Raw genomic sequence first — 17237 nt, 5'->3', positions numbered from 1 at the left:
TGCTACCGCAACGTGGCGGGTGGGGTCGGCACCGGGGGCAAGTCAGGCAGGTCAGCTGTGCTTGGCGATCTCGGCGTCGAGGTCGAGTGGGCGGACTGGTGCTTCGCCCTCGTAGGCGCCCCACTGGTCGCGCGGGAGCATCCACATGATCTCGAACTCGTTGCCGTCGGGGTCGACGCCGTAGATGCTCTTCGTCGCGCCGTGGTCGCTCTCCCCGGTGAGGGCGCCGTACGCCCGGAGCGTCTCGCGTGCCTCGGCCAGGTCGCGGATGTCGTCGACCTGCCAGGCGAGGTGGTACAGGCCGGTGCTGCCCCGCGGTGGGTGCGGTGCGCCGGCACCGCGGCCGAACAGCCCCAGGTCGTGGTGGTTGTCACCGCGCCTTGCGCGTAGGAACGCGGCGTTCGCGGCGGGCTCCTGCGCGGCGACCTGCATGTCGAACGCCTCGGTGTAGAACGCGACCGCTCGCTCCAGGTCGCTGACGAAGAGCACCGCATGGTTCAGACGACGGACCGGAATCACGATCGAACGTCCTTTCTCGCTATGTGGTCCCGAGTTGGCCGGCACGTACGACGCCGGCCAACTCGGGTGCCTCGTGCAGGACCGGTACGGGTCAGTTGCCCGCGTCGAGGACGGCCTCGACCTCGATGGCGATCTCGACCTTGTCGCCGAGCAGCGCCTTGTCACCACCGGGCAGCGGGACGTTGAAGTCCACGCCGTAGTCGTCGCGGCTGACCGCGGTCGTCGCGGAGAAGCCGGCGCGGGTGCCGCCCCACGGGTCGGTGCCGGTGCCGTTGAACTCCACCTGCAGGGTCACCGCGCGGGTGACGTCCTTGAGGGTCAGCTCGCCGTCGAGCAGGTAGTCGTCACCGTCGGTACGCAGACCGGTCGAGACGAACTTCAGCGTCGGGTACTGCTCGACGTCGAGGATCTCGGCGGACCGCACGTGACCGTCGCGCTGCTCGTTCCTGGTATCGACGGACGCGGCCTGGATCTCGGCGGTCACCTTGGACTCGCCGACCGTGTCACCGATCACGACGGAACCGCTGAACTCGGTGAAGTTGCCGCGCACCTTGGCCATCAGGTGCCGAATACTGAACGTGACCTCGGAGTGGACCGGGTCGATCGTCCAGGTCCCAGCGGCCAGGCCGGTTGCGGTGGCCACAGCGTTCTCACTCACGAAGAACCTCCTTGACGTTACGTTGTGGTGACCGGGTCGGCCACTGCACAGTTGGTCGAACTATCCTGGCCAACAGTAGTTGACGATTCAATTATTCCCTCGGGGGAGGAAGTTTCGTGGCGACACGCGACTGTCCGGCCGACCCGCCGGAGCCGAAGTGGCTGGACGAGCAGGAGCAACGCGTCTGGCGCCGCTACCTGCTCGGCAGCATGTTGCTGACCGAGCAGCTGGACAAGGACCTCCGCGCCGACCACCACCTGTCGCACGCCGAGTACGAGGTACTGGTCCATCTCTCCGAGGCCGACGACCGGACGCTGCGGATGGCCGAGCTGGCCGAGCTGGCCAACCAGTCCCGCAGCCGGCTGTCGCACACCGTCGACCGGCTGCAGCGCGACGGCCTGGTCGAGCGCGACACCTGCGCCGACGACAAGCGCGGCGTCTGGGCCAACCTCACCGACGAGGGCATGCGGCGGCTGGAGAAGGCCGCCCGTACGCACGTCGCCGGCGTCCGCGAGTACCTGGTGGACGCCGTCGGCCCGGCCGACTACGCCGCCCTCGGCCGGGCGTTCGAGGCGATCATCGACAGGTTCCGCCCCGACCTCGCCACGCCGGACGGCCCGTGACGGTTGTTGACGTACCGGCCCCGATGCCCTGAACTGGTCGCGGGCCGACCGGACGGAGGACAGAAATGGCAGCCGAACCGACGTTTCTCGTGGTCGGGGCGAGCCTGGCCGGGGCCAAGGCGGCGGAACGGATGCGGAAGGGCGGCTTCGACGGCCGGCTGGTGCTCGTCGGCGAGGAGGATGAGCGGCCGTACGAGCGACCACCGCTGTCCAAGGGCTACCTGCTCGGCAACGAGGCCAGGGACGAGGGCTTCGTACACGCGGCGAGCTGGTACGAGGAGAACTCCGTGGAGCTGCTCCTCGGGCAGCGGGCAACCGCCCTGGACGCCGGCGCGCACGAGGTCGAGCTCGCCGACGGCACCCGGCTGGGCTACCAGAAGCTGCTGCTCGCCACCGGCGCCTCACCGCGCCGGCTGGACATCCCGGGCGCCGAGCTCGACAACGTGCTGTACCTGCGCAGCCGCGCGGACTCCGACCGGCTGGCTGCGGCTCTCGACGCCGGCGGCCGGGTGGTGGTCGTCGGCGCCGGGTGGATCGGCCTGGAGACCGCGGTGGCCGCGCGGGCCCGTGACTGCCAGGTCACGGTCGTCGAGCCGCAGCCGGCGCCACTGCTCGGCGCGCTCGGCCCTGAGGTCGGCGGGTTCTTCACCGAGCTGCACAGCGCGCACGGCGTGGAGTTCCTCTTCGGCCAGCAGGTGCAGGAGTTCCGCGGCGACGGCGCGGTCACCGCGGTCGTCACCGACGCCGGCACCGAGGTGCCCGCGGACGTGGTGATCGTGGGCGTCGGCATCCGGCCGAACACCGAGCTCGCCGAGGCCGCCGGGCTCACCGTCGACAACGGGATCGTGGTGGACGAGACGCTGCGCACCTCGAACCCGGACATCTATGCGGCCGGCGACGTCGCCCGCAGCTACGTACCGAGATACGGCACGGAGATCCGGGTCGAGCACTGGGCGAACGCGCTGCGCGGCGGCACGTCGGCGGGTCGCTCGATGATCGATGAACAGGTCAGTTACGACCGGCCGCCGTACTTCTTCTCCGACCAGTACGACGCCGGCCTGGAGTTCGCCGGCTGGTTCGCCCTCGGCAGCTACGACCGCGTGGTGTTCCGCGGCGAGCCGAGCACGGACGGCTTCCAGGCGTTCTGGGTCGCCGGCGGCAAGGTGGTCGCGGGGATGCACGTGAACCGCTGGAAGGACGGCATCAAGCTGATCGAGGCGCTGCTCAAGCTGGACCAGCCGGTCGACCTCGACCGGCTCGCCGACGAGGACGTACCGCTCGCCGAGCTCACCGGCGGCTGACGCCGCCTCCCGCCGCAGCTGCCTGCCGCCGCCTTGTAGCTTGTCCGGGTGACCGAGACGACGAACCGTACCGACGCCCCCGTTGCGAAGCGCGTGCCCACCACCCGGGTCAAGCACGGCGACGAGGTCGTCGACGAGTACGCCTGGCTGCTCGACCGCGACGACCCGGACACCGAGGCGTACCTCAGCGCGGAGAACGAGTACTGCGACGCACGCACCGCCCACCTGGCGGGCCTGCAGGAGACCATCTTCGGCGAGATCAAGAGCCGCACCAAGGAGACCGACCTGTCGGTGCCCGTGCGGCGCGGCGACTGGTGGTACTACTCCCGCACGGAGGAGGGCAAGCAGTACGGCATCCACTGCCGCAGCGAGGCGGAGACCGGCGGCACGGAGCACGTCCTGCTGGACGGGAACGAGCTCGCCGGCGACTCCGACTACTTCGCCGTCGGCGTCTTCTCCGTCACGCCTGACGGCCGGCTTCTCGCGTACGCCACCGACTACGACGGCAGCGAGAAGTACACCCTGCGGTTCCGCGACCTGAGCACGGGGGAGACGCTGCCGGACGTGATCGAGGGCGTCTACTACGGCGGCGCCTGGTCTGCGGACGGCTCGACGTTCTTCTACACCACCCTCGACGACGCGATGCGCCCTTACCGGGTGTGGCGGCACCGGCTCGGCACCGGCCAGGACGACGACCAGCTGGTGCACCAGGAGGACGACGAGCGGTTCTTCGTCGGCGTCACGCTGACCCGCAGCAAGGCGTACCTGCTGCTCTACGCCGGCAGCAAGGTCACCACGGAGGTGCGCTACCTCGCCGCGGACGACCCGATGGGGGAGTTCCAGGTGTTCGAGGAGCGCCGGCAGGGCGTCGAGTACGACGTCCAGCACGCCGGTGACTGGTTCTACGTGATGCACAACGGCGGCGCGGAGAACTTCACCCTCGCCCGCACGCCGGCCGGCGCCACCGGCCGCGCGCACTGGGAGCCGGTCGTCCGGCACCGCGCCGACACCAGGCTGGAGGACGTCGCCGCGTTCCGCAGCCACCTGGTCGTCGGGCTGCGCAAGGACGGCCTCACCGGGCTGCGGGTGTTCCCGATCGAGGGCGGCAAGCTGGGGGAGCCGCACGACGTCGCGTTCGAGGAGCCGGTGTACACGGTGCACGGCGGCGGCAACCCGGAGTTCGACACCAGCACCTTCAGGTACGTCTACGCCTCGATGGTCACCCCGGCGAGCGTGTACGACTACCACGTCGCCAGCCGCGAGCACGAGCTGAAGAAGCGCACCCCCGTGCTCGGCGACTTCGACCCGGACGCGTACGAGAGCGCGCGGGAGTGGGCGACCGCGGCCGACGGCACCCTGGTGCCGATCTCGCTGGTCTGGCGGCAGGGCACGCCGCGCGACGGCACCGCGCCCTGCCTGCTCTACGGCTACGGCTCGTACGAGCACAGCACCGACCCGTACTTCTCCATCCCGCGGCTGTCGCTGCTCGACCGCGGTTTCGTCTTCGCCATCGCGCACATCCGCGGCGGCGGCGAGATGGGCCGGCAGTGGTACGAGCAGGGCAAGCTGGCGCAGAAGCGGAACACGTTCACCGACTTCGTCGCCTGCGCCGACCACCTGGTCGCGCAGCACTGGACCGCGTACGACCGCATCGTGGCACGCGGCGGCAGCGCCGGCGGGCTGCTCGTCGGCGCTGCCGCGAACCTGGCACCCGAGAAGTTCCGCGGCATCCTCGCGCACGTGCCGTTCGTGGACGCGCTGAACACCATCCTCGACCCGTCGCTGCCCCTTACGGTCATCGAGTGGGAGGAGTGGGGGAACCCGGTGGAGAGCGCGGAGATGTACGAGTACATGAAGTCGTACAGCCCGTACGAGAACGTGACCGCGCAGGCGTACCCGGCCATCTTCGCCACCGCGGGGCTGAACGACCCGCGTGTCGGCTACCACGAGCCGGCGAAGTGGGTGGCGCGGCTGCGGACCACGAAGACCGACGACAACGAGCTGCTGCTGAAGACCGAGATGGGGGCCGGCCACGGCGGCAAGTCCGGTCGGTACGACAGCTGGCGCGACGAGGGCCTCTACCTGGCCTGGGCCATCGACCTCGTCGGCGCGAACGGCTAGCTGTCGGCGGCGCCGCGTACGGTTGGCCCATGACCGGCGACGACGCGCTGCCGAGGCTCCGCGAGCTGTGCCTGGCGCTGCCGGAGGCGACCGAGCGGCTCAGCCACGGCGAGCCGACCTGGTTCGTCCGCGGCAAGAAGGTGTTCGTGATGTACGCGGAACACCACCACGACGACCGGGTGGGTTTCTGGTGTCCCGCGCCGCCCGGCGTGCAGGAGGAGATGGTCGACACCGAACCCGACCGGTTCTTCCGGCCGCCGTACGTGGGGTCGTCCGGCTGGCTCGGCGTCTACCTCGACGTGCCGCTCGACTGGGACGAGATCGACGCGATCGTCCGCGACGCGTACCGCAAAGTGGCGCCGAAGAAGCTCGTCGCCGAGCTCGACGCGCAGGAGGGCCAGGGGCGCCCGACGTCCTGACGGTCGCCCGATAGCAACGCGGTCTCGGGCCTGTGCTCGTGGCGCTGATGGTGGGCGTCGCCGGCATGACGCTGCTGGCACCTCAGGCCCGGGCTGACGAGTTCACGGACTTCGACGCCCTGTACGACGCACTGGCGACCTGCAGCAGTCCGTTCGAGGCGACACTTACCGGTGACATCGACGCGCCCGGCGGCACGCTGACCGTCCAGAACATCGTCATCGAATCCGGCCCACGGCTGACGATCGACGACAGCGCCAGCATCGGCGGCGCCCAGAATGCCAAGATCGGCGACATCACCATCACCGGCGCCACGGTCGAAGCAACCGGCGGCGCCTACGCCGCGGGCATCGGCGGCGGCAATTTCAGCCGCGAAGGCGGCAAGATCACGATCGACTCGGCGAAGGTCACCGCCACCGCAGGTAACTGGGCGTCCGGCATCGGTGGTGGGGCGCGCGGCGACGGCGACACGATCAGCATCACAGAAAGCACGGTGGACGTCGTCGGCGGATACGCGGATTCTGGCATCGGAGGTGGCGGCGCCGACGGCACCGCCGCCACGGTCAGCATCAGGGCTGCCACGGTCAACATCACCACGGGCGCGTTCGGCTCCGGGATCGGCGCCGGCTACGCCCTGACCGCCGGCGTCGGAGACGGGGCGACCGTCGACATCGACGCGGGTGCGGTGTGACCATCACCGGACCGGCCAACAGCCGCGTTCGGCGAGCTGACCCTCGCCGGCACCGTGCACCTGGACGGCGTGCCGTTGGAGCTCACCGACACGCCTGACGTCACCGAGGTCACGATCACCGGGACCGGCGAGCTGCTCGGCCCGGCCGGCGACGAGACCAACGCCGACATCACGGGTGCGGCGCCGGGGGGGGAGGTCGAGCTGACTGCGAAGGTGACCTGCCCGTCCGGGGACACACCCACGGGCACGGTGACGTTCCTCGAAGGCGATGCGGAGATCGGTACACCCGAGCTCGGCGAGAACGGCGCCGCGACGCTGACGACGACGAGGCTGAGCGGGGGTGAGCACCGCATCGTTGCGCGTTACCCGGGCTCGTCGAGATGCACTGCCTCGACGACCGCCCCGGTCACCGTCACACCGGAGTCTGAGCCGAGCAGCGACACGTCGCTGACGGTCGACCCGAGCGGGACCGGCCAGTCGAGGATCGGCTCCGCCGAGCTCGGCGAGAACGGCACATTACGGTGGCTCGGACGCGTGTCCCGCGTCCGGCCCGGTCACCCTCACCGTCACCGGCACCACGCCACGCCACCGGACGACGACGCCACTACCGCACCCGGCGACGTGCCGTACACCGGCGCTCCGCTGGGTCTCCTGCTCGCCCTGAGCGGCGCCCTCGTGGGCACCGGTAGCGTGCTGGCCGCCGCGGCCCGCCTGCGACGCTAGCCCGCGGTCCTGACCGGTCAGCTCGCGGGTGCCTCGGCGCAGGCCACCGCCTGGCGCTCGACGTCGGTCCCCGTGGTGCTCTCGCGGTCGGCGTGGTCGGCGTGGAACAGTGCCTGCTCGAGCAGCTGCTGCACGTGCACGTCGGCGGCGGAGTAGTAGACGAACGTGCCCTCCCGCCGGCCGCGGACCAGCCCGGCGAGCCGTAGCTTCGCCAGGTGCTGGCTGACTGCGGTAGGGGCAGCGCCGACCAGGTCAGCCAGGCAGGCGACCGAGGACTCGCCCTGCAGCAGCGCCCACAGGATCTTCATCCTGGTCGGGTCGGCGAGCAGTCGGAACGACTCGGCCGCGAGGTCCACCTGCTCCTCGTTCGGCATCCGGAAGCCGGAGATCGTCGAGTGCATGCGTCCCACCCTACGCCTATCCGCCATTACTTGCGTATCTGCGTGAATGCGCATATAGGATGGTCGTCGTGACGACGGAAACCGCGACCCGTGCCGACCGGGCCGGGGAGGCCCCGCTGCCGGGACCGTCTCGGTTCACGGGGTTCTGGCAGCTGTCCGAGGTGCGGTGGGCGACCGCCGCGACCGTGTTGTTCGCTGCGGGCCTGGTGAGCCAGCTCGCCGGCGCACCGGCGTGGTCGTGGTGGGCGCTCTACCTCGCCTGCTACGCGTGCGGCGGCTGGCAGCCGGGTCTCGCCGGCCTGCAGGCGCTGCGGGAGAAGCGGCTCGACGTGGACCTGTTGATGGTCGCCGCGGCGATCGGCGCGGCCGCGATCGGCCAGGTGCTCGACGGCGCGCTGTTGATCGTCATCTTCGCCACCTCGGGCGCGCTGGAGGCGTACGCGACCCGGTGCACGGAGGACTCCGTACGCAGCCTGCTCGACCTCGCTCCCGAGGTCGCCAGCCGCGTCCGGCCGGACGGGTCCACGGAGACCGTGCCCGCCGCAGAGCTGCGGGCCGGCAACACCATCCTCGTCCGGCCGGGCGAACGGGTCGGTGCGGACGGCCGGGTCGTCGAGGGTGCCAGCGACGTCGACCAGGCCACCATCACCGGCGAGCCGCTGCCGGCGACCAAGGCCGCCGGCGACGGGGTGTTCGCCGGCACCACGAACGGCACCGGCGCGCTGCGGGTGCGCGTAGACCGGGCCGCGACGGACACGGTCGTCGCCCGGATCGTGGCGATGGTGCGGGAGGCCAGCGCCACCAAGGCACGCACCCAGCTGTTCATCGAGAAGGTCGAGCAGCGGTACTCGGTCGGCATGGTGGCCGCGACCGTCGCCCTGCTCGTACTCCCGCTGCTGTTCGGCGCCGCGTTCGAGCCGACCCTGCTGCGGGCGATGACGTTCATGATCGTCGCGTCCCCGTGCGCGGTGGTGCTCGCCACCATGCCGCCGCTGCTTGCGGCGATCACGAACGCCGGGCGGCACGGTGTGCTGGTGAAGTCCGCGGTGGTGATGGAGCGCCTCGGCGCCACCACGCGGGTCGCGTTCGACAAGACCGGCACCCTCACCGAGGGCACGCCCCAGCTCGTCGAGACCCGGGTGCTCGCCGGTGCGACGGCCGATCTGCTCACGCTGGCCGCCGCGGCGGAGCACCCCTCGGAGCACCCGCTGGCGCGCGCGGTGGTGCGGGCCGCGCAGCAGGCCGGGCTGCCGTCGCGCCCCGCGGAGCGGTTCACGTCGCGGCCCGGCCGGGGCGTGTCCGCCCGGGTGGACGGGCAGCTGGTGGAGGTAGGGCGCCCTGACCACCTGCTCGACGGCGCGCAACCGCCGGCGGTCGCGGAGCTGGAGGCCGCGGGACAGACCGCCGTCGTGGTGCGCGTGGACGGACGGGTTGCCGGGGTCCTCGGGTTCGCCGACCGGCCCCGGCCGGACGCCGCGGCAGCCGTCGGCGACCTCACCGCGCTGACCGGACGGCCCCCGGTGCTGCTCACCGGCGACAACCGGCGCGCCGCCGACCGGCTCGCCGCGCAGGTCGGCGTCAACGACGTCCGGGCCGGCCTGCTGCCGCAGGACAAGGTCGCCGCCGTCCGCGCGCTCGAGGACGACGGCCAGCACGTGCTCGCCGTCGGCGACGGGGTGAACGACGCACCCGCGCTGGCCGCCGCACACACCGGCGTGGCGATGGGGCGGGCCGGCTCGGACCTCACCCTCGACACGGCCGACGCCGTCGTGGTGCGCGACGAGCTGACCACCGTCCCCGCCGTCATCGCGCTGTCCAGGCGCGCCCGCCGGGTCGTCGTCGCGAACCTGGTCATCGCCGCGGTGTTCATCACCGGCCTGGTGCTGTGGGACCTGCTCGGACACCTCCCGCTCGCCCTCGGCGTCGCCGGCCACGAAGGCTCCACCGTCATCGTCGGCCTCAACGGCCTCCGGCTGCTCCGCAACGGCGCGTGGCGCCGTGGCTAGCCGACGCGGTCAGAACTGGACGCCTCGGGTGAGGGCGCCGTCGGCGAGCAGGTTCGAGCCGGTGACGAAGCTCGCCGCCGGGCTGGCAACGAACGCCACGCAGCGCGCGATCTCCTCCGGCCTGGCCATCCGGCCGGTCGGGTTCAGCGCGAGCGCCTCGGCGAAGAACTCCGGGTTGTTCGCCTCCATGCCGGCCCAGACCCCGCCGGGGAAGTACGTGTTGCCCGGCGACACGCTGTTCGCGCGGATGCCCTTGGCGGCCAGCTGGTAGGCGAGCCCCTGGGTGTAGTGGATAAGCGCCGCCTTGAACGTGCCGTACGGGCCGGCGGCGAAGTCGATCTCCCGCCCGGAGACGCTGGCGATGGTGACGATCGAGCCGGCGAAGCTGCGCTCCAGGTGCGGCATGGCCGCGTTCACCAGCCGTACGGTGTGCATCATGTCGACGTCGAAGCTCGCCTGCCAGTTCTGCTCCTCGTCGCCGATGGCGAGCGCGCTCACATTCGCGACGAGGATGTCCACGCCGCCGAGTGCGGCGGCACTGTCGTCGACCCAATGGCGGATGCCATCGCCGTCACCGACGTCGACCGCCCGGCCGGCGACGGTGTGCCCGGCCGCGGTCAGCTCGCCGGCGTAGTCGTCGACGTCCGCCTTGGTGCGCGCGCAGAAGGCCACGGCGGCACCCTCGCCGGCGAGTGTCGCCACGGTCGCGCGGCCGATGCCCTTGGTGCCACCGGTCACCAGGGCGCGCAGGCCGGTCAGCTGTAGATCCATGCCGTTCCTCCAGTCGGGTCAGGAGATGGTTGTGGCGAGCTCACGCAGCCGCTGGTGCATCCCGCCGTACACGTCGGCGCGGGGGAGCAGCGCCTTGCGCACCTTCGTCGCGGCGCTGTAGTTGGCGTCCACCACGTTCGCCAGCGGCGCCTCGCTGATCTGCGTCAGCAGCTGGTAGCCGTCCAGCCCGTCCAGCCCGTAGAGCTCGCCGAACCAGCGGATCATGGCGACCTGGCTCGCGCGCCAGGCGTCCTCCAGCGGCCGGCTCGAGCCGATCACCGTCAGGTGCTCGTCGGTCTCCAACCGCGGCCACGCGGGCGCGCCGCCCTTGATCAGGTCGACCAGGACGCTGACGTGCATGGCGCCCTCCACCGCGGTGCCGCAGGCCTCGCCCTCGCCCTGGCGGTAATGGCCGTCGCCGACGGAGAACAGTGCGCCCTCCACGTTGACGCCGAGGTAGCAGGTGACACCGGCGCGCATCTCGGGCGTGTCCATGTTGCCGCCGAAGGTGTCAGGCACAAGCGAAGAACGCACCTCGCCCGCGGCCGGCGCGACGCCGACCGTGCCGAGCATCGGCGCCATCGGCAGCTCCAGCCGCAGGTCGCTGGCCTGGGCGACGAACTCGACCGTGCCCCGGTCGGTGTTCACCTGGTAGATCCAGGTGCGCTCGGCCAGCGGCGGCTGCAGCGTCGCGGTGCGGTCGGTGCTCGTCAGCCCACCGAAGAACGGGATGGTCGACGAAGCACCCCAGTCGCGGGCCGGCGTCAGGTCGACGAAGTGCAGGGCGAGCGTGTCGCCGGGCTCCGCGCCCTCCACGTAGAACGGGCCGGTCTGCGGGTTGACGAACGGCATGTTGAGCGACGTGCTCGGCATGTCCGTCACCTTGCGCAGCCGGCCGCAGAACGCGTCCTCGGTCCACAGCCGCAGCAGCGAGCCTGGGCGTACCCGGTGGGACGGTGCGACCCCGCCGAACGTCCAGGCGTACTGATCCGGCTCGGGGGTGTACTCGATGACATCCATGCGCCTGATGCTGGCACGCATCATGGCGCGGGTCCACCACACGACCGGCGGTCAGCTCTGTGTCGTGCCGTCGATCAGCTCACGGATGATGTCGGCGTGCCCGTTGTGCTGGGCGTACTCCTCGATCATGTGGACCATCACCCAGCGCACGTCGAGGCTGCCGTGTTTCGGGTGCGGCACCGTGTCGTCCAGCGCCAGCTCGGCGAAGACCTTCTGGCTGCGCGTGACCGCGGCTAGGAACCGCTCGACGTCGGCGGCCAGCCCCTCGCTGTGCTCGAGCCGGTAGTCCGCATCGTTGTCGACGCTGCAGTCATAGTGGTTCGGCTCTTCGCTGCCGGCGAGCACCGTGACGAACCAGTAGTGCTCCACCCAGGTCAGGTGCCGCACCAGGCCGTGCAGCGTGGTGAGCGAGCCCACCACCCGCTGCGCGGCCTGGCGTTCGTCGAGACCGGTCAGCTTGTCGAGCAGCTCGACGCGGTGGAACCGCAGCCAGGACGCGAGCGCCTCGCGCTCGCCGGCGACGGTCGGTAGCTCCTCGTGGGTGAGTGGCGACGTGAATCCCATGCCGGCATCATGCCGCACCACCGGCTCAGAGCAAGCTGGCGTACTGCTGGTTGCCCGCCTTCAGCGTGGGGTCGGTGCCGAGGTACGCGTGCTTCGACATGTCCGGGGTGTACACGCTCGCCGGCGTCCAGCGGTCCATCGCCTCGGCGACCGCCCTGATGTGGTGCGGGCCGGCACCGCAGCAGACACCGAGGTACCGCACACCCATCTCGTACGCCTGGCTGGCGAAGTCGCCCATCTCGTACCTGGTGCAGGTGAACGGGTCGAGCGCGGTGGGGAAGGGGCGCTGCTCGGGCAGCAGCGGGTCGGTCAGCGCCTGCATGGTGGGCTGGCTCGGCGTCGTGCGGTACGGCACCGGCAGCGCGGCGACGTGGCACGACACGGCGTCCGTGATGGTGCGGAGCAGCGGCAGCGTGGTGGCCGGGCCGCGGCCACAGTTCACGCCGACGACGTCTGCGCCGGCCTGTTCAAGCGCCTTGGCCGCGTCCGCCGCCGGGTACCCGTCCCTCGTGACGTCCTCGCGGTGGAACACCAGCGTGATCACCGTCGGCAGGCCGGACTCGCGCATCATCTCGACGCACAGCAGTGCCTCGTCGAGGTAGCTGAACGTCTCGCCGATCAGCAGCTCCGCGCCCTCTTCCACGGCCCAGCCGACCTGCTCGGCGAACATGCTCCTGACCGTCGGCCTGGCGTTCTCGTCCGCCCACAGGTTGGTGTTGCACAGGTTGCCGGCGAGCAGGGTGCCAGACTCCTCGGCCACGGCGCGCGCAATCGCGAGCGCATTGCGGTTCAGCGGTTCGAGGATGTCCTCCTTGCCCACCAGCCGGAGCTTCTCACGGTGGCCGTAGTACGTGAACGCCTCGACGATGTCCGACCCCGCGTGGACGAACTCACGATGCAGTGAACTGACGGCCTCGGGATGGTCCAGCACGACCTCGGGCACGAAGGCCCCGGCCTGCACGTAGCCACGACGCTCACACTCGAACAGGTATCCCTCGGCGCACACCGCACCGCCGGCATCGAGGCGTTCGAGCAGGCCAGGTTTGGGATCGGACACGAGAAACAAGTCCCCTCAGCTCGGGTGTGGTGTCCTTCTGCGACCGGACACCACCTACCCGCCAGACAACTCACTTCCCGATGACCGGTCAACGGCGCGTTGCATCGACGACAACCCTCGTTGAGCACGGGCGTGCCCGGGCAACAGAGTGCTGCAGGCGGCTCAGCGGGTGTGGCCGCGGCGCAGGCCGCGACCGGGGAGCGCCCCGGTGTGCGTGCCGCGGTCGAGCACGACCGTGCCGTTGACGATCACGTACTCGATGCCGAGCGACTGGCGGCGAGGTTGGTCGTACGTCGCGACCGCACGAACCCGCTCCGGGTCGAACACCACGACGTCGGCGGCGAACCCGTCGCGGAGCAGGCCGCGGTCGGGCAGACCGAGCCGGCCGGCCGGGAACGAGGTGAACTTCCGCACCGCCTCGGGCAGGCTCAGGTGGCGCTCCTCGCGCACGAACTCGCCGAGGATGCGCGGGAACGAGCCGTACGTACGGGGGCTCGGCTTGTCGCCGATGAACACCGAGTCGGTGCCGACCATGCCGAGCCGGTGCGTGACGAACTTCGCGAGCGTCGACCCGGTCGGCCCCGGCTGCACCTCGTTGATCCGCAGGTTCTCCTCGACCAGCAGGTCGAGGAACGCGTCGACGACGTCCTGCCTGCGCTCGCGCGCGACCGCGGCCATGGTCATGTTCTCGTACCTGCGGTTGTGCGGCTCGCCGAAGTGGCCGAGGCGCACCCACTCGTGCGCCGCACGCCAGGTGTCGTCGGGATCACCGTTCGCCAGCTCCGCCTTGAACCGTTCGCGACAGTCGGGGTCGGCCAGCCGCGCGAGCGTCGGCTCCGGCCCACCGGCCTGGATCCACTGCGGCAGCAGGATGGTGAGCCTGGTGCTGCTCCACTCGTACGGGTAGGCGTCGAAGGTCACGTCGACGCCGAGGCCGACCTCGCGCTCCAGCAGGTCGAACATCACGTCGGAGCCGCGCGGGTACTTCGCCTTGTGGTAGAAGTGCGTCAGGTGCAGCGGGCAGCCGCCCTGCCGGGTGATCTCGAACGCCTCCCGGAACGGGTCGAGGAACTGGTCGCCCATCCAGTACCTGACGTGCGTGTGGTACAGCCCGCCGACTCTCGCCGGCTCCTTGCACAGCTCGCCGAGCTCCTCGGTGGACGCGTAGCTGCCCGGCGGGTAGTCCAGCCCGGTGGACATGCCGAAGGCGCCCTCCTCGAGCGCCTCCCGCAGCATCGCGCGCATGTTCGCGACGGCCCGCTGGTCCGCGGGCACCTGGTCCCAGCCGAGCGCGGCGATCCGCAGCGCGGAGTTGCCGACCAGGCAGCCGATGTTCACCGCGACCTCGTTGTCGAACCTGGTCAGGTAGCTGGCCACGGTGTCCCAGTCGTAGCCGAGGTCGGGGCAGCCGTCCAGGCCGGCGTTGAACGTGACGAACCTGCGCAGCTCGTCCGGGTCGGTGAACGGCGCGTACGAGCAACCGTCCACGCCGATCAGCTCGGTGGTCACGCCCTGCGACACCTTCGGCAGGTGGGTCGGCTCGGCGAAGATCATCAGCCCGGAGTGCGAGTGCATGTCGATGAAGCCGGGCGCCACGACCATCCCCGTGGCGTCGATCACCCGTCCCGCCGGGGGCGGCTCGCCGTTACCCCTGAGGATCCGCACCCGGTCGCCCTCGACCGCCAGCGTCGCCGGGTAGCCGGGGTTGCCGGTGCCGTCCACCACCGTCCCGCCGGTGACGAGCAGGTCAGCCATGCATCACCCCTCGGCCGCATCGCTCGCGGGGACGCTGGCCGGCCGGCGGCCCCAGAAGTCCTGGATCACCTCGCGCGGTGGCGGTGGTGTCAGCAGCGAGACCACCACGTACAGCACGATCGCCACCGGGAGCGCGATCACGACCGCGCCGAGGTCCCCGGTGTCGACCAGCCGGTCGAGGAGCACGTAGACGGGGATGCCGCCGAGCATGGAGGCGAGCGCGCCGTACTTGTTGCCGCGCTTCCAGTAGAGGCCGAAGAGCAGCGGCGCCCAGAACGTCGCGGTGAGGCCGCCGAGCGCGTAGATCACCAGCGTCTCGAGGAAGGCCGGCGGTTCGAGCGTGAGCCACAGGACGATCAGCGTCATCACGATGCCGGCGACGACCGAGACGACCTTCACCTGCTTGATGCTCGCGTTCTTGTTGATGTAGTTGACGTAGATGTCCTTGGCGACCACGGACGTGTTCAGCAGCAGCATCGAGTCGATGGTGGACATCACCGCCGCGAGCGGCGCGGCCAGCACCAGCCCGGCGAGCGCCGACGGCACGTAGGTGAGGATCAGGTTCGGTATCGCCTGGTCCGGGGTGTCCAGGTCGGGGAACAGCCCGCGGGCGATCACGCCGAGGATCATGAACGTCGACGAGAACAGCGTCACCACCAGGACACCGGCGACGACCGCGCGGTACATGTCCTTCGACGTCCGGTAGGCCATCGCCCGCAGCATGATCTGCGGTTGTGCGACGCCGGAGAGCGAGAACGTGACGTAGCCGGTGATGACGATCGCGAACGCGCCGGTACCCAGATGCAACAAGTCCGGGTCGGTCTGCGCGATGTCGCGGTGCACCGGTTCCAGGTCGCCCACCCTGGCGATGATGAACGCCCAGAGCGCGATGGCGCCGGCGGTCATCGCCACGCCCTGCAGGATGTCGGTCATGACGACCGCACGGAACCCGCCGTAGATGGTGTACGCAGAGACCACCACGAGGAAGACGATCAGGGTGGTCGTGTAGGGCAGACCGGTCGCGGACTCGAAGATGCGTGCGCCGCCGACGAACTGCGGGGCGATGTAGACGATCAGGAAGAACACCGTCGCCAGCCCGCCGATGAGCACCACGGGGGTGCTGCGGTACCTGGCGCGGAAGAAGTCCATCGGCGTGATGAACCCGAGCTTCCTCGCGACGATCGCGAACTTCGCGCCGGTCAGCAGGAACAGGATGGCCATGGCGAGGTGTTGTGGCGCGACGGCGAGCGGCCACACGTAACCGGCATCGAACGCGAGTCCTGGCGCGCCGATGAACGTCCCTGCGCTGTAGAAAGTCGCAGCCGTGGTGAACAGCAGGGCGACCCAGCCGAGCTTCCGGCCGGCCAGGTAGTACTCGAGCATGTACGCCCTGGCGGTGGTCGCCTCTTGCCGGTTGGTGGCCCTCCTGGCCACGATGCCGAGGACCAACAGGACCACCAGGTACAGGATCCCGGTGATGAGCAGCGCGGTCATGCGGCCTCGTCCTCCGGCTCGGGCTCACCGGACTCGGTCAGCGGGATGTCGCGGAAGTAAGGGGTGAACCGCACCAGCACGAAGATGATGCCGACCACCACCACCTGCCAGACGATGAGCGTCCAGAACACCCACGAGGGGAAGCCCAGGACGTACGTGATCTCGGCACCCGGCCGGCCGAGGGTGAATCCGAGGGTCATGCTGACCGCACCGATCACCAGGTAGACGACCGCGAACAGCGCGGCCCCCTTCGCGGACAATCGGTACCGGGGATCCTCGTCGAAGGTCTCGTTGCCGCTCATGCCGGTCGTCCTCCTTATCGGGAGCGCCGCACGCAAAGTAAACCGTGACACGCCCACGAAGGGCGGTCAAGATCCACTGCAGCCGCAGTGTGCTGTCAGCGGCGGGGCCTACCGTAGGTGAACAGTGCATCGGGGGAGTGGGAGCGGAGGGAGGGCCATGAGCACACTCGAGAACAGGCCGAACACGGCGCTGCTCGTCGTCGACGTGCAGAACGGCGTCGTCGCAGGCACGCACGGACGTGACGCGGTCGTCGCGAACATCGGGAAGCTGGTCGGCAGGGCGCGGCAGGAGCAGGTGCCTGTGGTCTGGGTCCAGCACTCCGACGAGCAGCTGGCCAAGAACAGCGACGAGTGGCGCATCGTCCCTGAGCTGACACCGGACGACGCCGAGCCGCACGTGGACAAGAGCTACGCCGACTCCTTCGAGGACACCGCTCTCGAGACCGTGCTGGCAGGTCTCGACGTCGGGCGCCTGGTCGTCGTCGGCGCGCAGACCGACGAGTGCATCCGCTCCACCCTGCACGGCGCGCTCGTCCGCGGCTACGACGCGACCTTGGTCAGCGACGCCCACACCACCGAGGACCTGACGGAGCTGGGCGCACCGCCGCCGGACCAGGTCATCACGCACACCAACCTGTACTGGACCTACCACAAGGCCCCAGGCCGCACTGCAGGAACATCAACCACCGAGGCCGTCGACCTCGGCAACACCTCCTGACCCGCAGCCGCGCAGGAGGAGCGGAGACGGCCGCAGGCCGCCGGCGCCGGGCCCGACCACCAGCAACCACGACCGCGGGGGAGACGGCCGCGGGAC

Annotated in this window: 18 protein-coding genes; 8 read left to right on the top strand and 10 right to left on the bottom strand. The window is 70.5% G+C overall.

What is annotated here, in order from left to right; genetic code table 11:
• Positions 1-51: 51 nt before the first annotated feature.
• Positions 52-519 (bottom strand): VOC family protein, encoded by a 468-nt coding sequence (locus GEV07_00705; GenBank protein ID MQA01289.1) that lies wholly within the window; start codon positions 517-519, stop codon positions 52-54.
• A gap of 91 nt (positions 520-610) precedes the next feature.
• Positions 611-1177 (bottom strand): polyisoprenoid-binding protein, encoded by a 567-nt coding sequence (locus GEV07_00700; protein MQA01288.1) that lies wholly within the window; start codon positions 1175-1177, stop codon positions 611-613.
• Between the two features lie 209 nt (positions 1178-1386).
• On the opposite strand from GEV07_00700, the gene GEV07_00695 reads away from it, so the two are divergent.
• From GEV07_00695 to GEV07_00670, 6 genes are all read left to right on the top strand, one after another.
• On the top strand, positions 1387-1800 hold the full coding sequence (locus tag GEV07_00695) for a MarR family transcriptional regulator (protein ID MQA01287.1): 414 nt from the start codon (positions 1387-1389) through the stop codon (positions 1798-1800).
• A gap of 65 nt (positions 1801-1865) precedes the next feature.
• Positions 1866-3101 carry an NAD(P)/FAD-dependent oxidoreductase gene (locus GEV07_00690; GenBank protein ID MQA01286.1) on the top strand — a complete coding sequence of 412 codons (1236 nt, stop codon included), beginning with the start codon at positions 1866-1868 and terminating at the stop codon, positions 3099-3101.
• 48 nt (positions 3102-3149) lie between these two features.
• The gene (locus GEV07_00685) at positions 3150-5222 is read left to right on the top strand and encodes a prolyl oligopeptidase family serine peptidase (protein MQA01285.1); all 2073 of its coding nucleotides are present in this window, start codon (positions 3150-3152) and stop codon (positions 5220-5222) included.
• Positions 5223-5251: 29 nt separating this feature from the next.
• Positions 5252-5641, top strand: coding sequence for an MmcQ/YjbR family DNA-binding protein (locus GEV07_00680; protein MQA01284.1), 390 nt, complete (start codon positions 5252-5254; stop codon positions 5639-5641).
• A 38-nt stretch (positions 5642-5679) separates the two neighbouring features.
• Positions 5680-6330: a hypothetical protein gene (locus GEV07_00675; GenBank protein ID MQA01283.1), complete on the top strand. Its 651-nt coding sequence runs from the start codon at positions 5680-5682 to the stop codon at positions 6328-6330.
• A 36-nt stretch (positions 6331-6366) separates the two neighbouring features.
• Positions 6367-7053, top strand: a complete 687-nt coding sequence (locus GEV07_00670) for a hypothetical protein (protein ID MQA01282.1) — start codon at positions 6367-6369, stop codon at positions 7051-7053.
• Positions 7054-7070: 17 nt separating this feature from the next.
• Here the strand turns inward: GEV07_00670 and GEV07_00665 are convergent, their stop codons facing one another.
• Positions 7071-7454, bottom strand: a complete 384-nt coding sequence (locus GEV07_00665) for a metalloregulator ArsR/SmtB family transcription factor (protein MQA01281.1) — start codon at positions 7452-7454, stop codon at positions 7071-7073.
• A 59-nt stretch (positions 7455-7513) separates the two neighbouring features.
• Between GEV07_00665 and cadA the strand changes: the two genes are divergently transcribed.
• Positions 7514-9460, top strand: a complete 1947-nt coding sequence (gene cadA, locus GEV07_00660) for a cadmium-translocating P-type ATPase (GenBank protein ID MQA01280.1) — start codon at positions 7514-7516, stop codon at positions 9458-9460.
• Between the two features lie 9 nt (positions 9461-9469).
• Here cadA and GEV07_00655 read toward each other — a convergent pair whose 3' ends face one another.
• The 7 genes from GEV07_00655 to GEV07_00625 form a co-directional block, all read right to left on the bottom strand.
• Positions 9470-10231 carry an SDR family oxidoreductase gene (locus GEV07_00655; GenBank protein MQA01279.1) on the bottom strand — a complete coding sequence of 254 codons (762 nt, stop codon included), beginning with the start codon at positions 10229-10231 and terminating at the stop codon, positions 9470-9472.
• 18 nt (positions 10232-10249) lie between these two features.
• Positions 10250-11251, bottom strand: a complete 1002-nt coding sequence (locus GEV07_00650; protein MQA01278.1) for an acetamidase — start codon at positions 11249-11251, stop codon at positions 10250-10252.
• 51 nt (positions 11252-11302) lie between these two features.
• Positions 11303-11815 (bottom strand): DUF664 domain-containing protein, encoded by a 513-nt coding sequence (locus GEV07_00645; GenBank protein MQA01277.1) that lies wholly within the window; start codon positions 11813-11815, stop codon positions 11303-11305.
• 25 nt (positions 11816-11840) lie between these two features.
• Positions 11841-12881, bottom strand: a complete 1041-nt coding sequence (locus tag GEV07_00640) for a homocysteine S-methyltransferase family protein (protein ID MQA01276.1) — start codon at positions 12879-12881, stop codon at positions 11841-11843.
• A gap of 153 nt (positions 12882-13034) precedes the next feature.
• A complete protein-coding gene (locus GEV07_00635) occupies positions 13035-14627 on the bottom strand; it encodes an amidohydrolase family protein (GenBank protein ID MQA01275.1) in 1593 nt (530 codons plus the stop codon).
• A gap of 3 nt (positions 14628-14630) precedes the next feature.
• Positions 14631-16121, bottom strand: coding sequence for a sodium/panthothenate symporter (panF, locus tag GEV07_00630; protein MQA01274.1), 1491 nt, complete (start codon positions 16119-16121; stop codon positions 14631-14633).
• Complete coding sequence (locus GEV07_00625) at positions 16118-16423, bottom strand: DUF997 family protein (protein ID MQA01273.1); 306 nt, start codon at positions 16421-16423, stop codon at positions 16118-16120. Before GEV07_00625 ends, panF begins: the two co-directional genes overlap by 4 nt.
• A 157-nt stretch (positions 16424-16580) precedes the next feature.
• Here GEV07_00625 and GEV07_00620 point away from each other — a divergent pair, with 157 nt between their 5' ends.
• Positions 16581-17141, top strand: a complete 561-nt coding sequence (locus GEV07_00620; GenBank protein ID MQA01272.1) for an isochorismatase family protein — start codon at positions 16581-16583, stop codon at positions 17139-17141.
• The last annotated feature ends 96 nt before the right edge of the window (positions 17142-17237 follow it).

It is taken from the genome of Streptosporangiales bacterium (assembly GCA_009379825.1).
Classification (GTDB): Bacteria; Actinomycetota; Actinomycetes; order Streptosporangiales; family WHST01; genus WHST01.
This window is presented reverse-complemented; position numbering and strand designations above follow the sequence as displayed.

Excerpts from the sequence above, each read along its gene's own strand:
- GEV07_00695 (MQA01287.1), top strand. The coding sequence starts at position 1,387 with ATGTTGCTGACCGAGCAGCTGGACAAGGACCTCCGCGCCGACCACCAC.
- GEV07_00690 (MQA01286.1), top strand. The coding sequence starts at position 1,866 with ATGGCAGCCGAACCGACGTTTCTCGTGGTCGGGGCGAGCCTGGCCGGG.
- GEV07_00680 (MQA01284.1), top strand. The coding sequence starts at position 5,252 with ATGACCGGCGACGACGCGCTGCCGAGGCTCCGCGAGCTGTGCCTGGCG.
- GEV07_00665 (MQA01281.1), bottom strand. The coding sequence starts at position 7,454 with ATGCACTCGACGATCTCCGGCTTCCGGATGCCGAACGAGGAGCAGGTG.
- cadA (MQA01280.1), top strand. The coding sequence starts at position 7,514 with ATGGTCGTCGTGACGACGGAAACCGCGACCCGTGCCGACCGGGCCGGG.
- GEV07_00655 (MQA01279.1), bottom strand. The coding sequence starts at position 10,231 with ATGGATCTACAGCTGACCGGCCTGCGCGCCCTGGTGACCGGTGGCACC.
- GEV07_00650 (MQA01278.1), bottom strand. The coding sequence starts at position 11,251 with ATGGATGTCATCGAGTACACCCCCGAGCCGGATCAGTACGCCTGGACG.
- GEV07_00645 (MQA01277.1), bottom strand. The coding sequence starts at position 11,815 with ATGGGATTCACGTCGCCACTCACCCACGAGGAGCTACCGACCGTCGCC.
- GEV07_00635 (MQA01275.1), bottom strand. The coding sequence starts at position 14,627 with ATGGCTGACCTGCTCGTCACCGGCGGGACGGTGGTGGACGGCACCGGC.
- panF (MQA01274.1), bottom strand. The coding sequence starts at position 16,121 with ATGACCGCGCTGCTCATCACCGGGATCCTGTACCTGGTGGTCCTGTTG.
- GEV07_00625 (MQA01273.1), bottom strand. The coding sequence starts at position 16,423 with ATGAGCGGCAACGAGACCTTCGACGAGGATCCCCGGTACCGATTGTCC.
- GEV07_00620 (MQA01272.1), top strand. The coding sequence starts at position 16,581 with ATGAGCACACTCGAGAACAGGCCGAACACGGCGCTGCTCGTCGTCGAC.